Below are 16,484 nucleotides of genomic sequence, written 5' to 3'. Positions count from 1 at the left end.
GCCGGCAGGACCCTCAGAGGGCCTTGCGGGACAGGACCCGTTTGAGATCGGCCATGGTGATCGCTCGTGTGGCGAGCACCGACACACCGAACATGCCGGCGGCCAGCGGGCCCTCGACCTGCCACGGCAGCCGGACCAGCCACAGCACGAGAACCGTGGCGGCAGCCACGGCGAGCACGCTCGCCATTTCCCGTACGGGAAGCCGGGACGTCATCGCGCGCGCGGCCAGCAGGCACGTGGTGGCGCCGATGACGAACTCGGTCGCCGCGGCCACGGCCGCCGCGCCGGTGGCACCCCATCGGGCACAGGCCCAGAACTGCGCCGCGAGGTTGACCACCGCAACCGAGACGGTCAGCACCGCGATCGGCCGTACTAGGCCCAGCGCGGAGCAGATGGTCGTGCCGACGTAGCCGAGGGTGACGCCGACGAAGGCGACCGCCAGCAGGAGCAGGGGCGTGACCGCCGGGCCGAAGTCGTCGCCGTAGAGGTAGGTGACGAGGGCGGGGGCCACCGCGATCAGCAGCACCGCCGTGCCCGCGCCGATGACGGCGCCGGTACGGGTCGCCAGACTGAAGATCAGGTTTCGGCGGGGTGCGGCCATGCTCAGACTCGTCGCCACGATCGGCAGGAGTGGGGCCACCAGCATGGCCGGCCCGAGCTGGGCGACGTCGAGGAACTTGTAGGCCGCCGAGTAGTAGCCGACCTCCGCCGCCCCCTGCAGGTGGAAGAGAATCACCGAACCCAGTCGGTAGTAGGCCATGACCGCCAGCGAGCTGATCGCGAGTGGCCAGCTCAGCGCGAAGATCCGGCCCGCCTCCGCCCAGGACGGTCGGCCCAGCGGCACCAACCTCCGGTTGATCGCGACCCCGATGCCGGTCTGCACCGCCACGACGGCGACGAAGAACCACGCGAGGAGGACGACGTCACCGCCGGTCCGGGCGATGAAGACGACCGCCACCAGCCAGAGGACGCCCTGGACGAGGGCGAGGACCGCCGACACCTCGGGCCGGAAACGGGCGGTGGCCCCCGCCGTGAGAACGGACGCCGCGGACAACGGCGTGGCGATGGCGATGACGCTCACGACGGCACTGGACTCCCCGAACAGCCCTCCGGCGGCGGCGGCGAGCAGGGCAACGGTTGCGAGCAGCGCCACCGACGTACGGATGAGCAGGCCGGTCGTCAGGGTGCGGCCGGCCGCCGCCTTCTCCCGCGCGATCCGGGAACTCACCGTGATCGTGGTGCCCATGTCGGCGACCTGCGCCGCCGCCGTGCCGAGGGTGAGCGCGAGGGCGAAGACGCCGTAGCCGCTGGGGTTCAGGTGCCGGGCGAGCACGGAGGTGGTCGCCATGCCCACGACCATGCCGAGCAGGCGGAGGCCGAGGGACACGGCGGTGGCGGCGCTGAGCCCGCGCGCCGACCGGTTGGCGTCCGTCGGGCCGGCCGTCGCAAGAGCCGTCGGGTCGGAGCCCCGGTCGGCCGGCTCGGTCGTCGTCTGTCCCGGTGAGGTCATCGGAGGCACTCCCCGAAGGTCCGTTCGTACGCGTCGAGCCACCTGTCGCGACCGTGCCGCTGCTCGACGTAGGCGACGCCGGTCCCCCGCCGCTCCAGCATCGCCGACACCGCGTCGGCCGTCAGCTCCGTCGGCTCCCCGAGAACGAGGCCCCCGCAGTACGGAATCAGCTCCGTGCCCGGATCGCCGCGGAACGCCACGATCGGCAGGCCTCCGGCGGCGGCCTCGAGGACGCAGGTCGGCGTGCCGTCGGTCTCAGCGCCACAGTAGACGTAGAAGTCGCTGGCCGCGAGGAGGTCGGGCACGTCGTCGCGGTGGCCGGTGAAGTGCACGTAGACGTTTCCGGCGGCGAGCCGCTCCAGCCGCTCACGGTCCGGACCGTCGCCCACGACGACCAGGGCGCTTTCGCTGGCCAGTGCCGCCGCGACGGCGCGGTCGTGTCGCTTGGCGCCGTGCAGTCGCGCCGCGAGGACGGCGACCGGGCGGTCGTGGAACCGGCTCGGCAGCAACCGCTGGCGCAGGACCGCCCGCATCGCGGGCGGTGGCGCGGCGTAGCGGCGAGTGTCGATCGCGTTGGGCACCACCACCAGCTTGTCCCGGCCGACCACCGGTTCAAGGTCGGCGGCGACGGCCTCGCTGACGCAGACCACCCGGGAGACGTGCTCGGCGGCGCGCGCGTAGCCGGCGAGGAGCAGGCGACCGACGGGGCCGCCCATCCACCGGCCGTGCTCCGTCCACACGACGGGCGCCCGGCGCGCCAGCGGCGCGGTCAGCGCGATCTGCTCCCGCTTGAACTGCAGGTAGTAGACGGAGGAGTCGGCGATGGCGTTGGTCCGGTGCCGTTCGACGGGCACCCGCAGCAGCCCGACGGCCATCGTCCGGCGGGACCACTTCGGCCCGAGGCGGATGTCGGCGCGGTCGAGGCCGCGCTCCTCCCATCCGGGGCACCGGCCGTACAGGGTGACGTCGTGGCCGCGGTCGCGCAGCCCTCGACCGAGCGCGACGGTGTGCGCCTCGGCTCCGCCGGCGGTGTCCGAGACCGAGACCATCGTGATGATCATGGCGTCCGGCTCCGCCAGGCTGCGGTGTACGCGGCGAGGACCTGGCCCGCGGCGTCCGTCGTGTCGACCGGCTTCGCGCCGCGTTCGGCGGCGAGGGCGATGGCGTCCGAGATCGCCGCGACACCGGTGTCCCGGGCAACGGCGGTGGCCAGCTCGCCCAGACCACCGCACGGAGCCACCGCGCTCGGCACACCCAGTCGGGCCGCCACGGCGAGGACGCCGGACTGGCTGGCGACCTCGTACGGTGCCACGACGACATCGGCCGCCGCGACAAGCGCGACGAACTCGTCCACGCTCAGGTAGCGGTAAGCGGTTGTCACCGCCGCCCCGGTCTGTTCGATGAGCGCGTCGACCCGCCGGCCCGGCCCGAGATCCTCCCCGACCACCGCGCCCCGCCAGTCGGGCAACTGCAGAACGGCCCGGACGAACAGCTCGGGGTTCTTGTCCGCCCGGACCTGGCCGGGCAGCAGGGCGAGCTTGCCGGCTGTCGGGTTCAGCTCGGTACGCCACCGGTCCACGAGAGCCGGTTGCGGGAGCGGCGTCCACTGCGTCAGGGGCACCCGGTCGACGTGCGGCACCCCCCGGTCGAGGAGGCGTTGCCGGTCGGCATCCGAGTAGACCAGCACCCGGTCGGCGTCCCGCAGCGCAGTGCGCAGCGCCCGCCCGCCGCCCGGGGCGTTCGACCGGACGAAGGTGTTGTGTGGGCTGGTGACGACTGTCGCGTGACGCAGCCGGGCGATCGAGATCAGTTCGGGGGTGAGCGCGAACAGGCCCTGGATGTGCACGACATCCTGTGGGCCGATCACCCGGTGCAGGTGCGGCAGCGTACGTAGCAGGTAGCGCGTCGACGTCCGAGCCTGACGGACCCGACGATTGGGTGAGGTGCGGTGCCAGCTGACGCATCGGCAGAGGTTCACCGAGGTCGGCGCCGCGTCGCAGTCGTCGGCGGTGTGCACGACCACGTCGATGCCGAGGTCGCGCAGGCCGGCGGCGACCTCGACGGAGTGGTTGAAGACCCCGCCCCGGCCGCCGGACTCGACGAGGTGGACGCGGCGGATCACGGTGTGGCCTTCCGGGTGGCGAGCACGGAGATGGCGGCGGCCAGGTCGCGCACGGTCTCGGGCCACCCCAGCGTCGTGCACCGCTGCCAACCTGCCAGCTCGCGGGCGTGACGCGCGGACGGGTCACGCAGGGCGTCGACGACCGCGCCGGCGAAGGAGTGCGGGTCGTCGGCCACTTGGTGGGAGTCGGCGCCGCGTACGGCGGCCGGGAGGCCCTGCGCCGCGAACGAGCTCATGACGACGTACCGGCCCCGTGACATCGACTCGGTCAGCTTGAGCTGCGCACCGCCGCCGGTGGTGGCGGGAGCGACGGTCAAGGCGGCTCCGGCGTACGCGTCGGCCACGTCGTCGAGCGTGCCGAGGACCACGACCCCGGGTACATCGGCGAACTCCTGCCTCAGCGCCTCGCTCCGCCGGCCCGCGACCACGAGCTGGGCGACGGGAAGGGCGGCACGGACCAGTGGCCAGGTGTCCCGCAGGAACGTCCGCAGCGCCCGCACGTTCGGCTCGTAGTCGTAGGACGCCAACGCGAGGACGTACCCGTCGGGTGGCGAGGGATCGTACGGCCGCAGGTCCACACCGTTCGGGACGAGGACGACGTCGCTGCCCCACCCGCGCAGCACGTCCAGGTCCGGCGATGACAGAGCCACGCAGAGGGCGGCACGCGCGGCCACCCGGGGCTCCCAGAAGGCGGCCTTGGCGGCCTCGGCCCGCCGGGCCACACGCTGCCACCCGTGAGCCGACCCCACCATCGTCGCGATTCGTCGGCTCTCGATGTTGGCGAACTCGACGATCTGCGGCGCCTGTCGTACCGGCGGGGGCGCCCACGCGGCCAGGTAGGAGTGCGACCAGTACACGGCGTCGGGCCGGAACTCGTCAGACAGCGCCGCGAGCGAGTCGGTGACCGGCGCCAGGTAGTGCCCGCCCAGGTGGGGCCGGTGTGACGCCCGGGTGCGGACGGCCGGCGGTGGCGACCAGGGCAGCGGACGCGTCGCGACCGGGGCGTCCGGCTGCCGGTCGCCGTGGTCGGGAAAGGTGACGAGCACCTCGGCGTCGCGGCTGAGCGCCTCGGCGACCCGGGCGGTGCGGATCCGGCCGCCGTGCTGGGCCGGCCAGGGCGGCTCGACGGTGACGACCAGCACGCGGGTCACGGGGCCACTTCGGTGAGCAACAGGTCGCGCAGCAGCGCTCCACGCCCCTCCCAGCCGTGTTCGGCAGCGCTCGCCATCCGGGCCTCCACGACGGCGTCGGTGACCGGTTGAAGCAGGGCGGGCAGGCGAACGGGCAGGTCGTCCGCCTCGGCCACGGTCACGTGGGGATTGGTCCGCGCGAGTTCGGTCACCGCCGGCAGGGGACTGCTCAGCACTGCCAGGCCGGAGGACAGGTACTCGAAGCACTTGAGCGGGCTGACGCCCCGGGTGTAATCGTTGATCGCGTACGGGATGACGCCCACGGCGCAGGTCCCGGCCGTCTCGGCGAGTTGGTCGGGGGTGAGGACGCCGAGGTGACGGGCGCCGAGGGCCTCCAGCTGCCGCAGCTCCGCGTCGAAGCTGCCCCCGCCCGCGGCGAGCGGCCCGGCCAGTAGCAGCTCTCCCTTGCCGCGTACGGCGGCGGCGATGGATTCGAGGAGCCGCAGGTCGAGCTTGTGGACTGTGAGGTTGCCGGAGAAGAGGACGTCGGGTCGGCGTTGCGCCGCCGCCTGGCTCGCCGCCGTGAACACCGATACGTCCGCGACGTTGGGCAGGAGGTCGATGCGGGGAAAGCCGACGGTGGCGAGATGCTCCTGGACGGCCGTGCTGGTGGCGACGGCGACGGCGGTGCGCGACGACAGCGAGCGCTCGCCGCGGGCGACCGCGACGGCGTCCACACCGGGGAACGTCGCCAGCAGATCGACGCAGTGGTAAATGACGAGGTCGGCGTCCTCTTCCAGGCCGTATGTGACCGGCGTGAACGTCCAGAGCACGCGGGGGCGGCTGCTCCGGAGCCAGCCGCCGGTGGCACGGCGGAGCAGGGCACGGTTGACCGGGTAGGTGGGTGTGCGGTGCACCGGCAGTACGAGCGGCGACACGATCCGCGCTCCCGGCGGGCGGGGTCGCTGCGCCGGGACATCCCGGTCGCCCAGTGCGCGGCGGACCCGGGACGCCATCCGGACGACGTCGTCGCGGCGAAGCGTGGGCCGGCGCAGACCCAGAGACTCGACGAACGTGACGTTCGCGGTCCGTGCCAACTCTCGCGCGACGTAGTGCTGGTTCGTCGCGATCGGAGAGTCCCACTCGGCGGTGCCCAGCATCAGCACGTTCGCCACGGGCGCCTCGTCCACTCGGGGACGCTCGGGTGCGGACCCGGTCACGATGAAGCCTGCTCGTCCAGCCACCGGGCCATATTCGCCCGAAAGCCCTGCGGCGTGAACCGTTGGGCGTTCGTCGTCGCCGCCTGAGCGGGCAGCTGCGCCGCCCGACGGATCGGATCCACGTACGCGCCTGGGTCGCCCGAGTCGAGGAGGAAGCCGGTCTCGCCGGTCACCACGGTCTCCAGCAGCCCACCACGCGCCCACCCCACCACGGGCGTCCCACAGGCCTGCGCCTCGACCGGGATGATTCCGAAGTCCTCCAGAGCGGGATAGAGCAGCGCGCTCGCGCCCCAGTACAGCTCGCGGAGCCGCTCCGTGGTCGGTTTGACCTCGAACTCGACGGGCACGTCGACGCGGGAGGCGAGCCGGCGCAGATTGTCCTCCTCGGGGCCTCCGCCGGCGATCACGAGCGGCAGACGGGCCGCCGCCGCGATCTCGATCATCAGGTCGAAGTTCTTGTACGGGATCCAGCGGCCGACGCCGAGCAGGTAGGTGCGGGCTTGGTCGCGTACGGCCGGCGGCGCCGCCGCGAAGTAGTCCACCTCCACGGGCGGGTTGATCACCGTGGCGTCCCGTCCCCAGTAGCGGCGGATGCGTGCCCGCACCTCCAGCGAATTCGCCGCGTAGCCGTGCACGTGCCGGCTCAGCCGCTTGTCACCGGCCTGCAGGGCGGCACGCATCGGCGCGAGTCCGGCGCTGGCTCCCCGCTGGTCGAGGTCGGGACTCCACACGTAGCGGGCGGGCGAGTGGACGTAGCTCAGGTGGCGGGTGCGCTCCGGGTCGCCGATCTTCACTGTGTGCGCGAACGCGTGGCTGGACGAGAGCACCACGTCGTACTTCCTACGGGTCAACGTCCGCCAGGTGAGCGGCATGAGCGGGAGCGCGAGGACCTTGCTGTGCCGCAACGGGGTCTTCGCTAGCCAGGATTCGCGGATCGCCCGATCCACCGTCGCGTCGTGGTCCTTCCAGAGGACGAAGCGGTCGGCGTGCGGCACGAGCTCGGCCATCTGCAAGAACACCTGCTCGGACCCGCCGGTGGCACCGAACCACTCATGGATCAGCGCGACCGAGCGATCAGCGAGGGGCCGCGGGCCGACGTCCGTTGTGGACGGCGGGAGGCTCGTCGGTGCCTCCGCGCTCGGCCCGGTCAAAAGACGACCACGTCGCGGATGTAGCTGGCGAAGCGCCGCAACTGGTACGCCTCGGGCACCGGCGAGGTCATCCGGATCACGAGCTGACGGTTGATGGCGCCGTCCTCGCCACTACGGAAGTACGCGACCACGACAAGGCCGTGCCGCTGTGCGCCGTCGACCTCGATGATCTGCTCGGCGTAGCTCGCGTACAGGCCGCTGCGGATCCATTGCGCACCCCACGCCTCCTCGACCGAGCGCATGGCGTTCTGCCACTGGTCGGTACACGGCTGCGGGCACTCGCGCACGATCACCTCGCCGCCAAGCGCCTGGTTCCCCGACGCGGTGGTGCCACACTGGTACTTGACAATCCCCTCGGCACGAGCGGCGAGGGTGCACTGCCAGGTCGTCGGGACCTTCACCGGGAAGCCCAGGCCGTCGAGATCGGTGAGCGTCCGTACGGTGTCCCGCTCGGTGAACCGCGGCCACTGCGTCGGCCACGCGCCAGGCTTGGGCGGTTCGATGCCGGGCGACTGCGGTGGGGTCGTGGGGATAGCGGGCGACAGGATGCTCGTGGTCGGCGCGGTCTGCGGTGTCCCGGGATCGTCCGACCTGCCCCAGATCACCAGACCGCCCGCCGCGGCGAGCACCACCAGGACCAGCGCGGCGGCGCCCACCCACAGCCGGGTACGTCGTGGACGGGGCTCGGAGGGCTTGATGCGGCGAACGGGTGCGGCGAACGGGTCGGCCGGCGGCACCACCGGGCGGGTCTGCGCAATCGGCGGCCCCGGGACCTCGACGGGCACGTTCGAGGTCGTGTCCGGAGTGGACGGTGACGTGGGCGCACCCGAGATCGGCTGCGGGGAGACGGACACCGGCTGACTGGACACCGGGTTCGCGTGCACAGCCCAGGGGGCGTGCGGCATGTCGGCCGCCGGCCGAGGCGCGCCGGACACCGGCGGCGCGCCGGACACCGGCGTACCGGACACCGGCGTACCGGACACCGGCGAGCTCGACACCGGAGAGGCGGAGACTGGGGGCGCGGAGACCGGCGAGACAGGGGCGGGGGTGTATTCCACGCCGAGGGCCCGGAACAATTTCTCGGCGCCGGGCCCCGCTTCGGCGGGATACGCGACCCAGGGCGCGGTGGCCGAGAAGTCGGCGTACGCGAACGACATCGCGTCGGGCCCCTGGGCGAGAGAGTTGGCCGTGCCGGCGAAGGCTTCCCGCCAACCGGCGGAGCCGGCGACGGCGGCGTCCAGCACGGCGACCGTCACGAGCCGGCCGTGTTCGTCGATGGCAGCCCACGCCTTGCCGACCGGAGATCCACCCAGCGCGTGGGTGAACCGGTAGGGGCCTTCCGGCTGCATGCGCAACTCCTCTGTCCAACCGCCGTGCGGATCCTACAATCACCGCTCCAGCGCGTTGTGTCACCGTTGAGGCCACCAACCAGGGCAATGACCACCGAATCGGTTGATGTCACAACGCCGATCGTCGGTGATGCGTCCCCATTGCCTCTGAAAGTTTTCATGCATAGAGTCGCGGAGTGAATGACGGAGCGCTCCAGGCGTCGGCCGAACAGGTGTTCCACCTGTTCGACGGCGTACGGCTCACCCCGACCCAGCGTCGGATCGCGCACTGTCTCGTGCAACACGCCCCGGCGGTGGCGTACCTCTCCGCGGCGGAGGTCGCCGAGCTGGCCGGGGTCAGCCAGCCGTCGGTCACCCGGTTCGCCGTCGCGCTCGGCCATGACGGCTATCCGGCCCTGCGCCGCCGGCTGCGCGACCTCACCAGCACCACACCCGGCGGGCCGACCGACGCCGGCAACGAGCTCCAGCAGGCAGTACGCGCCGAGATGGGCAACCTGGACCGGCTGGCCGGTCAGCTCGCCGACACCGACCGGATCGCCGAGACGGGTCGGCTGCTCGCGACCAGCCGCCCGCTGCCGGTGCTCGGCCTGCGCGCCGCCGCGCCGCTTGCCGCGTACTTCGCCTACTTCGCCGCCAAGGTGCACCCGGACGTACGGGTGCTCGACGACGGCGGCAGCCTGCTCACCGACCGCCTGGAGCAGGCCGCCGAGGCCGGGGCGTCCGCTGTGCTCGCCTTCGTGCTGCCCCGCTACCCCCGGGAGACCCTGGACGCGCTGCGCGACGCACGTGCCGCCGGGCTGACCGTCGTGGCGATCACCGACTCGCCGGTCAGTCCGGCCGCCGAACACGCCGACGTGGTGCTGCCGGCCGCCGTCGGCGCCCAGCTCGTCTTCGACCTGCACACCGCCCCGATGACCCTGGCCATGGTGCTGTTGCAGGCGATCTGCGACGCCGCGCCGGCCGACACCCAACGCCGTCTGGAGGCGTTCGAAGCCTCCGCTGCCCGCCGACAGTTGTTCCTCGGTTGACCGGAGGAGACCGCAGATGACCCAGCCCATCCGTGCCGCACGGGGCAGCCAGCTCACCACCCGCGGGTGGCAGCAGGAGGCCGCCCTGCGGATGCTCATGAACAACCTCGACCCGGAGGTGGCCGAACGCCCCGACGACCTGGTCGTCTACGGCGGCACGGGCAAGGCGGCGCGGGACTGGCCGTCGTACCACGCGTTGGTCCGTACGCTCACCGACCTGCGCGAGGACGAGACGATGCTCGTGCAGTCGGGCCGCCCGGTCGGGGTGATGCGTACCCACGAGTGGGCGCCCCGGGTACTGCTGGCCAACTCGAACCTGGTCGGTGACTGGGCGACCTGGCCGGAGTTCCGCCGCCTCGAACAGCTCGGCCTGACCATGTACGGGCAGATGACCGCCGGCTCGTGGATCTACATCGGCACCCAGGGCATCCTCCAGGGCACCTACGAGACGTTCGCGGCGGTGGCCGCGAAGAGGTTCGGGGGCACCCTCGCGGGCACGCTGACGCTTACCGCCGGCTGCGGCGGAATGGGCGGCGCGCAGCCCCTCGCCGTCACCATGAACGACGGCGTCTGCCTGATCGTGGACGTGGACCGCACCCGGCTCGACCGTCGCGTGCACGACCGTTACCTCGACGAGGTCGCCGACTCCCTGGACGACGCCGTCGAGCGGGTCCTCGCCGCGAAGCGGGACCGGCGGGCGCTGAGCGTCGGCGTCGTCGGCAACGCCGCCGAGGTCTTCCCCGAGCTGCTCGGCCGGGGCGTCGAGATCGACATCGTGACCGACCAGACCAGCGCCCACGACCCGCTGGCGTACCTGCCGGTGGGGGTCGAGCTGGCCGACGCCCGCGACTACGCGACGGCCAAGCCGGCCGAGTTCACCGACCGGGCCCGCGCGTCGATGGCGACGCACGTCGAAGCCATGGTGGGCTTCCTCGACGCCGGCGCCGAGGTGTTCGACTACGGCAACTCGATCCGGGGCGAGGCGCAGCTCGGCGGCTACCAGCGTGCCTTCGACTTCCCGGGCTTCGTGCCCGCGTACATCCGGCCGTTGTTCTGCGAGGGCCGGGGCCCGTTCCGGTGGGCGGCGCTCTCCGGCGATCCGGCCGACATCGCGGCCACCGACCGGGCCATCCTGGACCTGTTCCCGGAGAACGAGTCGCTGGCCCGGTGGATCAAGCTGGCCGGCGAGCGGGTCGCGTTCCAGGGTCTGCCGGCCCGGATCTGCTGGCTCGGTCAGGGCGAGCGGGATCGGGCGGGTGTGCGGTTCAACGACATGGTCGCCTCCGGTGAGCTCTCCGCCCCGGTGGTGATCGGCCGGGACCACCTGGACACCGGCAGCGTCGCGAGCCCGTACCGGGAGACCGAGGGGATGGCCGACGGCTCCGACGCCATCGCCGACTGGCCGCTGCTCAACGCCCTGGTCAACACCGCCAGCGGTGCGTCCTGGGTGTCGATCCACCACGGCGGTGGCGTCGGCATCGGCCGGTCGATCCACGCCGGGCAGGTCTGCGTGGCCGACGGCACCGCCCTGGCCGGGCAGAAGATCGAGCGGGTGCTCACCAACGACCCGGCGATGGGGGTCATCCGGCACGTCGACGCCGGCTACGACAGCGCCCGCGAGGTCGCCGACCGCACCGGCGTCCGGGTGCCCATGACCGAGGGCGCACCCGCGTGAGTGACGACCTGTCGAGTCGGTTCCGGGCGTTGTGGGACGAGATCGCGCCGGTCGGACGGGACGCCGGCAGCGGCGGCTACCTGCGCTACGCGTTGACCGAGCCGGAGACGGAGTTGCGGGCCTGGTTCCGGGCGCAGGCGCGGCGGCGGGGTCTGCCGGTCACCGAGGACGGCAACGGCAACCTGTTCGCCCACTGGGGTGACCCCGAGGGCGCCGACGCGGTGCTGACCGGCAGCCACTTCGACTCGGTGCCGCACGGCGGGGCGTACGACGGGCCGCTCGGCATCGTCAGCGCGTTCCTGGCCGTGGACGAGCTGCGGGCCGCCGGGGTCACACCCGTCCGGCCGCTGGTGCTTGGCGCGTTCGTCGAGGAGGAGGGCGCCCGTTTCGGCGTACCCTGTCTGGGCTCGCGGCTGCTCACCGGCGCGCTGGCGGCCGACCGCGCGGCCGGCCTGCGCGACGCGGCCGGAGTGAGCTTCGCCGAGGCGCTCGGCGACCGGCCGGCGGGCGCGCGTCCGGAGCTGCTGGGCCGGTTCGGCGCCTTCGTGGAGCTGCACGTCGAGCAGGGCCGCGCGCTTGTCGACGCCGACGCGGCGGTCGGGGTGGCGAGCGCGATCTGGCCGCACGGCCGCTGGCGCTTCGACGTGGTCGGCGAGGGCAACCACGCGGGTACGACCCGGATGGCCGACCGCCGCGACCCGATGCTCACCTACGCGTTCGCGGTGCTGGCGGCCAACAAGGAGGCACGGCTGCGCGGGGCGCACGCCACAGTGGGCCGGGTGTCCGTCGAGCCCAACGCCACAAACGCCGTCCCGTCGCGGGTGACCGGCTGGCTGGACGCCCGCGCCGCCGACCCGGAGACCCTGACCGGGCTCGTCGACGCGGTCCGGGGCAAGCTCGCCGAGCGGGCCCGCCGCGACGGTACGGAGGTGACAGTCACCGAGGAGTCGGTGACGCCGCTCGTCGCCTTCGACGGCGGGCTGGCCAAACGCCTTGCGGTGCTGCTCGAGGCGCCGGTGCTGCCCACCGGCGCGGGGCACGACGCGGGGGTGCTCGCCGCGCAGCTGCCCACCGCGATGCTCTTCGTGCGCAACCCGACCGGGGTGTCGCACTCCCCCGCCGAGGCCGCGACCGACGACGACTGCGCCGCCGGGGTGCGGGCGCTGGCCCGCGTGCTGGAGGAGCTGACATGCCGGTGACACCGACCCGCTGGCTCGCCGAGTACGCCTGGCTGCCCGATCTCGCCCAGCCCACGCCCGACGTGCTCATCGAGACCGACGGTGGGGTGATCACCGGTGTGACCGCGTTGGCCGCTCCCGGCCGGCCGAGCGCCGGCGTGGACGTGTACGCCGATGCGGTGCCGCTGCCCGGCCTGACCCTGCCCGGCCTCGCGAACGTGCACTCGCACGCCTTCCACCGGGCTCTGCGCGGGCGTACCCACGGCGGCCGGGGCGACTTCTTCAGCTGGCGGGACCGGATGTACGCGGTCGCGGACCGGCTGGACCCGGACACCTACCTGGCGCTGGCCCGCGCGGTCTACGCCGAGATGGCCCTCGCGGGGATCACAGTCGTCGGCGAGTTCCACTACCTGCACCACCGGCCCGACGGCGGCGCGTACGACGACCCGAACGCGATGGGTGCGGCGCTCGTCGAGGCCGCCGCGCACGCCGGGATCCGGCTCACCCTGCTGGACACCTGTTACCTGAGCGCCGGGGTGGACGGCCGGCCGCTCGCCGGGCCGCAGCGGCGCTTCGGCGACGGCGACGCGGCCCGCTGGGCGCAGCGGGTGTCGGCGTTCGCGCCGACGGACTCGCACGTCCGGGTGGGCGCGGCAGTGCACTCGGTGCGGGCGGTCCCGGCCGACCAGCTCGGCACGGTCGCCGACTGGGCCCGGGAGCGGCAGGCGCCGCTGCACGTGCACCTCTCCGAGCAGCCCGCCGAGAACGACGAGTGCCGGGCCGTGCACGGGCGTACGCCCACCGCGCTGCTCGCCGAGCACGGCGTGCTCGGGTCGGACACCACAGCCGTGCACGCCACCCACCCGACAAGCGGCGACCTGACGCTGCTCGGCGACAGCCGGACCGCTGTGTGCCTCTGCCCCACCACCGAACGCGACCTCGCCGACGGCATCGGTCCCGCCCGGCGGATGGCCGACGCGGGGATCCGGCTGAGCCTGGGCAGCGACAGCCACGCCGTCATCGACCTGTTCGAGGAGGCCCGGGCGGTGGAGCTGGACGAGCGCCTGCGCACCCGCCGCCGCGGCCACTTCACCCCGGCCGGTCTGCTGACCATGGCGACCGCCGCCGGGCACGCCGCGCTGGGCTGGGCCGACGCCGGGCGGATCGCCGTCGGCGCCCGCGCCGACCTGGTCACGGTACGACTCGACAGCGCCCGCACCGCAGGAGTGCCGCCGGTGGGGGCGTTCTTCGCGGCCGGAGCGGCCGACGTCGAGCAGGTAGTGGTGGACGGCCGCGTGGTGGTGGCCGAGGGCCGGCACCTGAGCGTGGACGTGCCCGCCGAACTGTCGGCGTCGATCGAGGCGGTGATCCGCTCTTGAGCGCTCTCCTTGTCGACAACATCGGCGAGCTGGTCACCAACGGCGTCGGCGAGGGCCCACTGGGCATCCGCCGCAGCGCCGCAGTGCTGATCGAGGAGGGCCGCGTGGCCTGGGTCGGGCCGGCCGCGTACGCGCCGGCCGCCGATCGGCGGATCGACGCCGGTGGGGCCGCCGTGCTGCCCGGGTTCGTGGACAGTCACGCGCACCTGGTCTTCGCCGGGGACCGGGCCGCCGAGTTCGCCGCCCGGATGGCCGGCGAGCCCTACACCGGCGGGGGCATCCGGACCACCGTCGGCGCCACCCGGGCCGCCACCGACGACGAACTGCGGGCCACCGTGCGCCGGCTGCGCGGGGAGGCGCTGCGCCAGGGCACCACGACCATCGAGATCAAGAGTGGGTACGGGCTGAGCGTCGCCGACGAGGCCCGCTCGCTGCGGATCGCCGCCGAGTTCACCGAGGACACCACCTTCCTCGGCGCGCACGTGGTCCCCGCCGAGTACGCGGACCGTCCGGACGACTACGTCGGGCTGGTCTGCGGGCCGATGCTTGCCGCCGCCGCGCCGCATGCCAAGTGGATCGACGTGTTCTGCGAGCGGGGCGCCTTCGACGTCGACCACGCCCGAGCCATCCTCGCCTGCGGGCAGGCCGTCGGGCTCGGTGTGCGGCTGCACGCCAACCAGCTCGGCCCCGGGCCGGGTGTGCAGCTCGGCGTGGAGCTGGGCGCGGCGAGCGTCGACCACTGCACCCACCTGTCCGACGCCGACGTGGACGCGCTGGCGTCGACCCGGATCGACTGCATGTGCCACGAGGGCCAGCACACCTCCACAGTCGCCACCCTGCTGCCCGGGGCCGAGTTCTCCACCCGCTCGCCGTACCCGGACGCCCGCCGGCTGCTCGACGCCGGAGTCACCGTGGCCCTGGCGACGGACTGCAACCCCGGCTCGTCGTACACCTCGTCGATGCCCTTCTGCATCGCCCTCGCCGTCCGGGAGATGCGGATGACCCCGGCGGAGGCCGTCTGGGCCGCGACCGCCGGTGGCGCGCGGGCGCTGCGCCGCGACGACGTCGGGGTGCTCACCCCCGGCGCACGGGCCGACCTGCTCGTCCTGGACGCCCCCTCGTACCTGCACCTGGCCTACCGGCCCGGTGTCCCCCTGATCCACCAGGTAATACGCAACGGAGTTCCACAGTGACGACCGTGATCATCCAACCCACCGGTATCAGCGCCGACGACGTCCTCGCGGTGGCGCGCGGCACCGCCACGGTGACCCTCGACCCGGCCACCCGGGACGCGATGGCGACCAGCCGCGCGATCGTGGACGGGATCGAGGCCGCCGGGCGGCCCGTGTACGGCGTGTCGACCGGGTTCGGCGCGCTCGCCAACACCTTCGTCGCGCCCGAGCGGCGGGCCGAGCTGCAACACGCGCTGATCCGCTCGCACGCCGCCGGGGTGGGCGCCCCGATGCCGCGCGAGGTGGTGCGGGCCATGATGCTGCTGCGGGTCCGCTCGCTCGCCCTGGGTCGCTCCGGGGTCCGCCCGCTTGTCGCCGAGGCGCTCGTCGACCTGCTCAACCACGACATCACCCCGTGGGTTCCGGAGCACGGTTCGCTGGGCGCCTCCGGTGACCTGGCGCCGCTGGCGCACTGCGCCCTCGTGCTCCTGGGCGAGGGCTGGGTGCTCGGCCCTGGCGGCGAGCGGCGCGACGCCGCCGACGTGCTGACCGCCGCCGGGCTCACGCCGATCGAGCTGGCCGCCAAGGAAGGGCTGGCGCTGATCAACGGCACCGACGGCATGCTCGGCATGCTGCTGCTCGCCATTCACGACGCGGCGCACCTGTTCGCCATGGCGGACGTGACCGCCGCGCTGGCCATCGAGGCGATGCTCGGCTCGGAGCGGCCGTTCCTGCCCGAGCTGCACGCCATCCGACCGCACCCCGGCCAGGCGGCGTCGGCGGCGAACATCCACCGGCTGTTGCAGGACTCCCGGGTCATGGACTCGCACCGCGACGACCTGGCGCACGCCGTGCAGGACGCGTACTCCATGCGCTGCGCGCCGCAGGTCGCCGGTGCGGCCCGCGACACCCTGGATTTCGTCCGCACGGTCGCGGCCCGGGAACTGGTGTCGGTAGTGGACAACCCGGTGGTGCTGCCCGACGGCCGGGTCGAGTCCACCGGAAACTTCCACGGCGCGCCGCTGGGCTTCGCCGCCGACTTCCTCGCCATCGCCGCCGCCGAGGTGGGCGCCATCGCCGAGCGGCGGGTGGACCGGCTGCTGGACGTCACCCGTTCCCGGGAACTGCCCGCGTTCCTCTCCCCCGACGCCGGGGTCAACTCCGGCCTGATGATCGCCCAGTACACGGCGGCCGGGATCGTCGCGGAGAACCGTCGGCTCGCCGCCCCGGCCTCGGTGGACTCGCTGCCCACGAGCGGCATGCAGGAGGACCACGTCTCGATGGGCTGGGCGGCCGCCAAGAAGCTACGGACCGTGCTGGACAACCTGACCAGCCTGCTCGCCGTCGAGTTGCTGGCCGGCGTACGCGGCCTGCAACTGCGCGCGCCGCTGGTGCCGTCGCCGGCCGGCCGGGCCGCCGTCGCCGCCCTCGGTGCGGCGGCCGGCGAACCCGGCCCGGACGTGTTCCTCGCCCCGGTGCTGGAGGCCGCCCGCGCGGTGCTGGCCGGGCCGGAGCTGCGCGCCGCCATCGAACGGGAGGTCGGCCCGCTGGGCTGACCTCCGCGGGGCGC

Annotated in this window: 13 protein-coding genes; 6 read left to right on the top strand and 7 right to left on the bottom strand. The window is 73.5% G+C overall.

Annotated elements, in window-relative coordinates:
• Nucleotides 1–13: 13 nt before the first annotated feature.
• From MILUP08_RS07195 to MILUP08_RS33655, 7 genes are all read right to left on the bottom strand, one after another.
• A complete protein-coding gene (locus MILUP08_RS07195) occupies nt 14–1,510 on the bottom strand; it encodes an oligosaccharide flippase family protein (protein ID WP_007456141.1) in 1,497 nt (498 codons plus the stop codon).
• Nucleotides 1,507–2,571 (bottom strand): glycosyltransferase family 4 protein, encoded by a 1,065-nt coding sequence (locus MILUP08_RS33660; RefSeq protein ID WP_007456140.1) that lies wholly within the window; start codon nt 2,569–2,571, stop codon nt 1,507–1,509. The genes MILUP08_RS07195 and MILUP08_RS33660 overlap by 4 nt, the downstream gene beginning before the upstream one ends.
• Complete coding sequence (locus MILUP08_RS07185; RefSeq protein WP_007456139.1) at nt 2,568–3,632, bottom strand: glycosyltransferase; 1,065 nt, start codon at nt 3,630–3,632, stop codon at nt 2,568–2,570. Before MILUP08_RS07185 ends, MILUP08_RS33660 begins: the two co-directional genes overlap by 4 nt.
• Nucleotides 3,629–4,783 (bottom strand): glycosyltransferase, encoded by a 1,155-nt coding sequence (locus MILUP08_RS07180; RefSeq protein WP_007456138.1) that lies wholly within the window; start codon nt 4,781–4,783, stop codon nt 3,629–3,631. The genes MILUP08_RS07185 and MILUP08_RS07180 overlap by 4 nt, the downstream gene beginning before the upstream one ends.
• A complete protein-coding gene (locus tag MILUP08_RS07175; protein ID WP_144056875.1) occupies nt 4,780–5,952 on the bottom strand; it encodes a glycosyltransferase family protein in 1,173 nt (390 codons plus the stop codon). Before MILUP08_RS07175 ends, MILUP08_RS07180 begins: the two co-directional genes overlap by 4 nt.
• A gap of 26 nt (nt 5,953–5,978) precedes the next feature.
• A complete protein-coding gene (locus MILUP08_RS07170) occupies nt 5,979–6,989 on the bottom strand; it encodes a glycosyltransferase (protein WP_144056874.1) in 1,011 nt (336 codons plus the stop codon).
• A 140-nt stretch (nt 6,990–7,129) separates the two neighbouring features.
• A complete protein-coding gene (locus tag MILUP08_RS33655; RefSeq protein WP_007456135.1) occupies nt 7,130–8,482 on the bottom strand; it encodes a hypothetical protein in 1,353 nt (450 codons plus the stop codon).
• 176 nt (nt 8,483–8,658) lie between these two features.
• Between MILUP08_RS33655 and MILUP08_RS07160 the strand changes: the two genes are divergently transcribed.
• The 6 genes from MILUP08_RS07160 to hutH are packed head-to-tail and all read left to right on the top strand — an operon-like array spanning nt 8,659 to nt 16,470.
• On the top strand, nt 8,659–9,510 hold the full coding sequence (locus MILUP08_RS07160) for a MurR/RpiR family transcriptional regulator (RefSeq protein WP_007456134.1): 852 nt from the start codon (nt 8,659–8,661) through the stop codon (nt 9,508–9,510).
• Nucleotides 9,511–9,526: 16 nt separating this feature from the next.
• Nucleotides 9,527–11,185: a urocanate hydratase gene (hutU, locus tag MILUP08_RS07155; protein ID WP_007456132.1), complete on the top strand. Its 1,659-nt coding sequence runs from the start codon at nt 9,527–9,529 to the stop codon at nt 11,183–11,185.
• Nucleotides 11,182–12,384 carry an allantoate amidohydrolase gene (locus tag MILUP08_RS07150; RefSeq protein WP_007456130.1) on the top strand — a complete coding sequence of 401 codons (1,203 nt, stop codon included), beginning with the start codon at nt 11,182–11,184 and terminating at the stop codon, nt 12,382–12,384. Before hutU ends, MILUP08_RS07150 begins: the two co-directional genes overlap by 4 nt.
• A complete protein-coding gene (locus MILUP08_RS07145) occupies nt 12,375–13,742 on the top strand; it encodes a formimidoylglutamate deiminase (protein WP_007456129.1) in 1,368 nt (455 codons plus the stop codon). Before MILUP08_RS07150 ends, MILUP08_RS07145 begins: the two co-directional genes overlap by 10 nt.
• Nucleotides 13,739–14,935: an imidazolonepropionase gene (gene hutI, locus MILUP08_RS07140; protein ID WP_007456127.1), complete on the top strand. Its 1,197-nt coding sequence runs from the start codon at nt 13,739–13,741 to the stop codon at nt 14,933–14,935. Before MILUP08_RS07145 ends, hutI begins: the two co-directional genes overlap by 4 nt.
• Nucleotides 14,932–16,470, top strand: coding sequence for a histidine ammonia-lyase (gene hutH, locus MILUP08_RS07135; RefSeq protein WP_007456126.1), 1,539 nt, complete (start codon nt 14,932–14,934; stop codon nt 16,468–16,470). Before hutI ends, hutH begins: the two co-directional genes overlap by 4 nt.
• Nucleotides 16,471–16,484: the final 14 nt, after the last annotated feature.

This window comes from Micromonospora lupini str. Lupac 08 (genome assembly GCF_000297395.2).
Taxonomy (GTDB): domain Bacteria; phylum Actinomycetota; class Actinomycetes; order Mycobacteriales; family Micromonosporaceae; genus Micromonospora; species Micromonospora lupini.
The sequence above is the reverse complement of the archived record's forward strand: the minus strand, read 5'-3'. Positions and strand labels throughout refer to the sequence as shown.

Bases quoted from the DNA above. Each gene is read 5' to 3' on its own strand.
- MILUP08_RS33655 (WP_007456135.1), bottom strand. From the start codon at position 8,482: ATGCAGCCGGAAGGCCCCTACCGGTTCACCCACGCGCTGGGTGGATCT.
- MILUP08_RS07195 (WP_007456141.1), bottom strand. From the start codon at position 1,510: ATGACCTCACCGGGACAGACGACGACCGAGCCGGCCGACCGGGGCTCC.
- hutU (WP_007456132.1), top strand. From the start codon at position 9,527: ATGACCCAGCCCATCCGTGCCGCACGGGGCAGCCAGCTCACCACCCGC.
- MILUP08_RS07145 (WP_007456129.1), top strand. From the start codon at position 12,375: ATGCCGGTGACACCGACCCGCTGGCTCGCCGAGTACGCCTGGCTGCCC.
- MILUP08_RS33660 (WP_007456140.1), bottom strand. From the start codon at position 2,571: ATGATCATCACGATGGTCTCGGTCTCGGACACCGCCGGCGGAGCCGAG.
- MILUP08_RS07170 (WP_144056874.1), bottom strand. From the start codon at position 6,989: ATGGCCGAGCTCGTGCCGCACGCCGACCGCTTCGTCCTCTGGAAGGAC.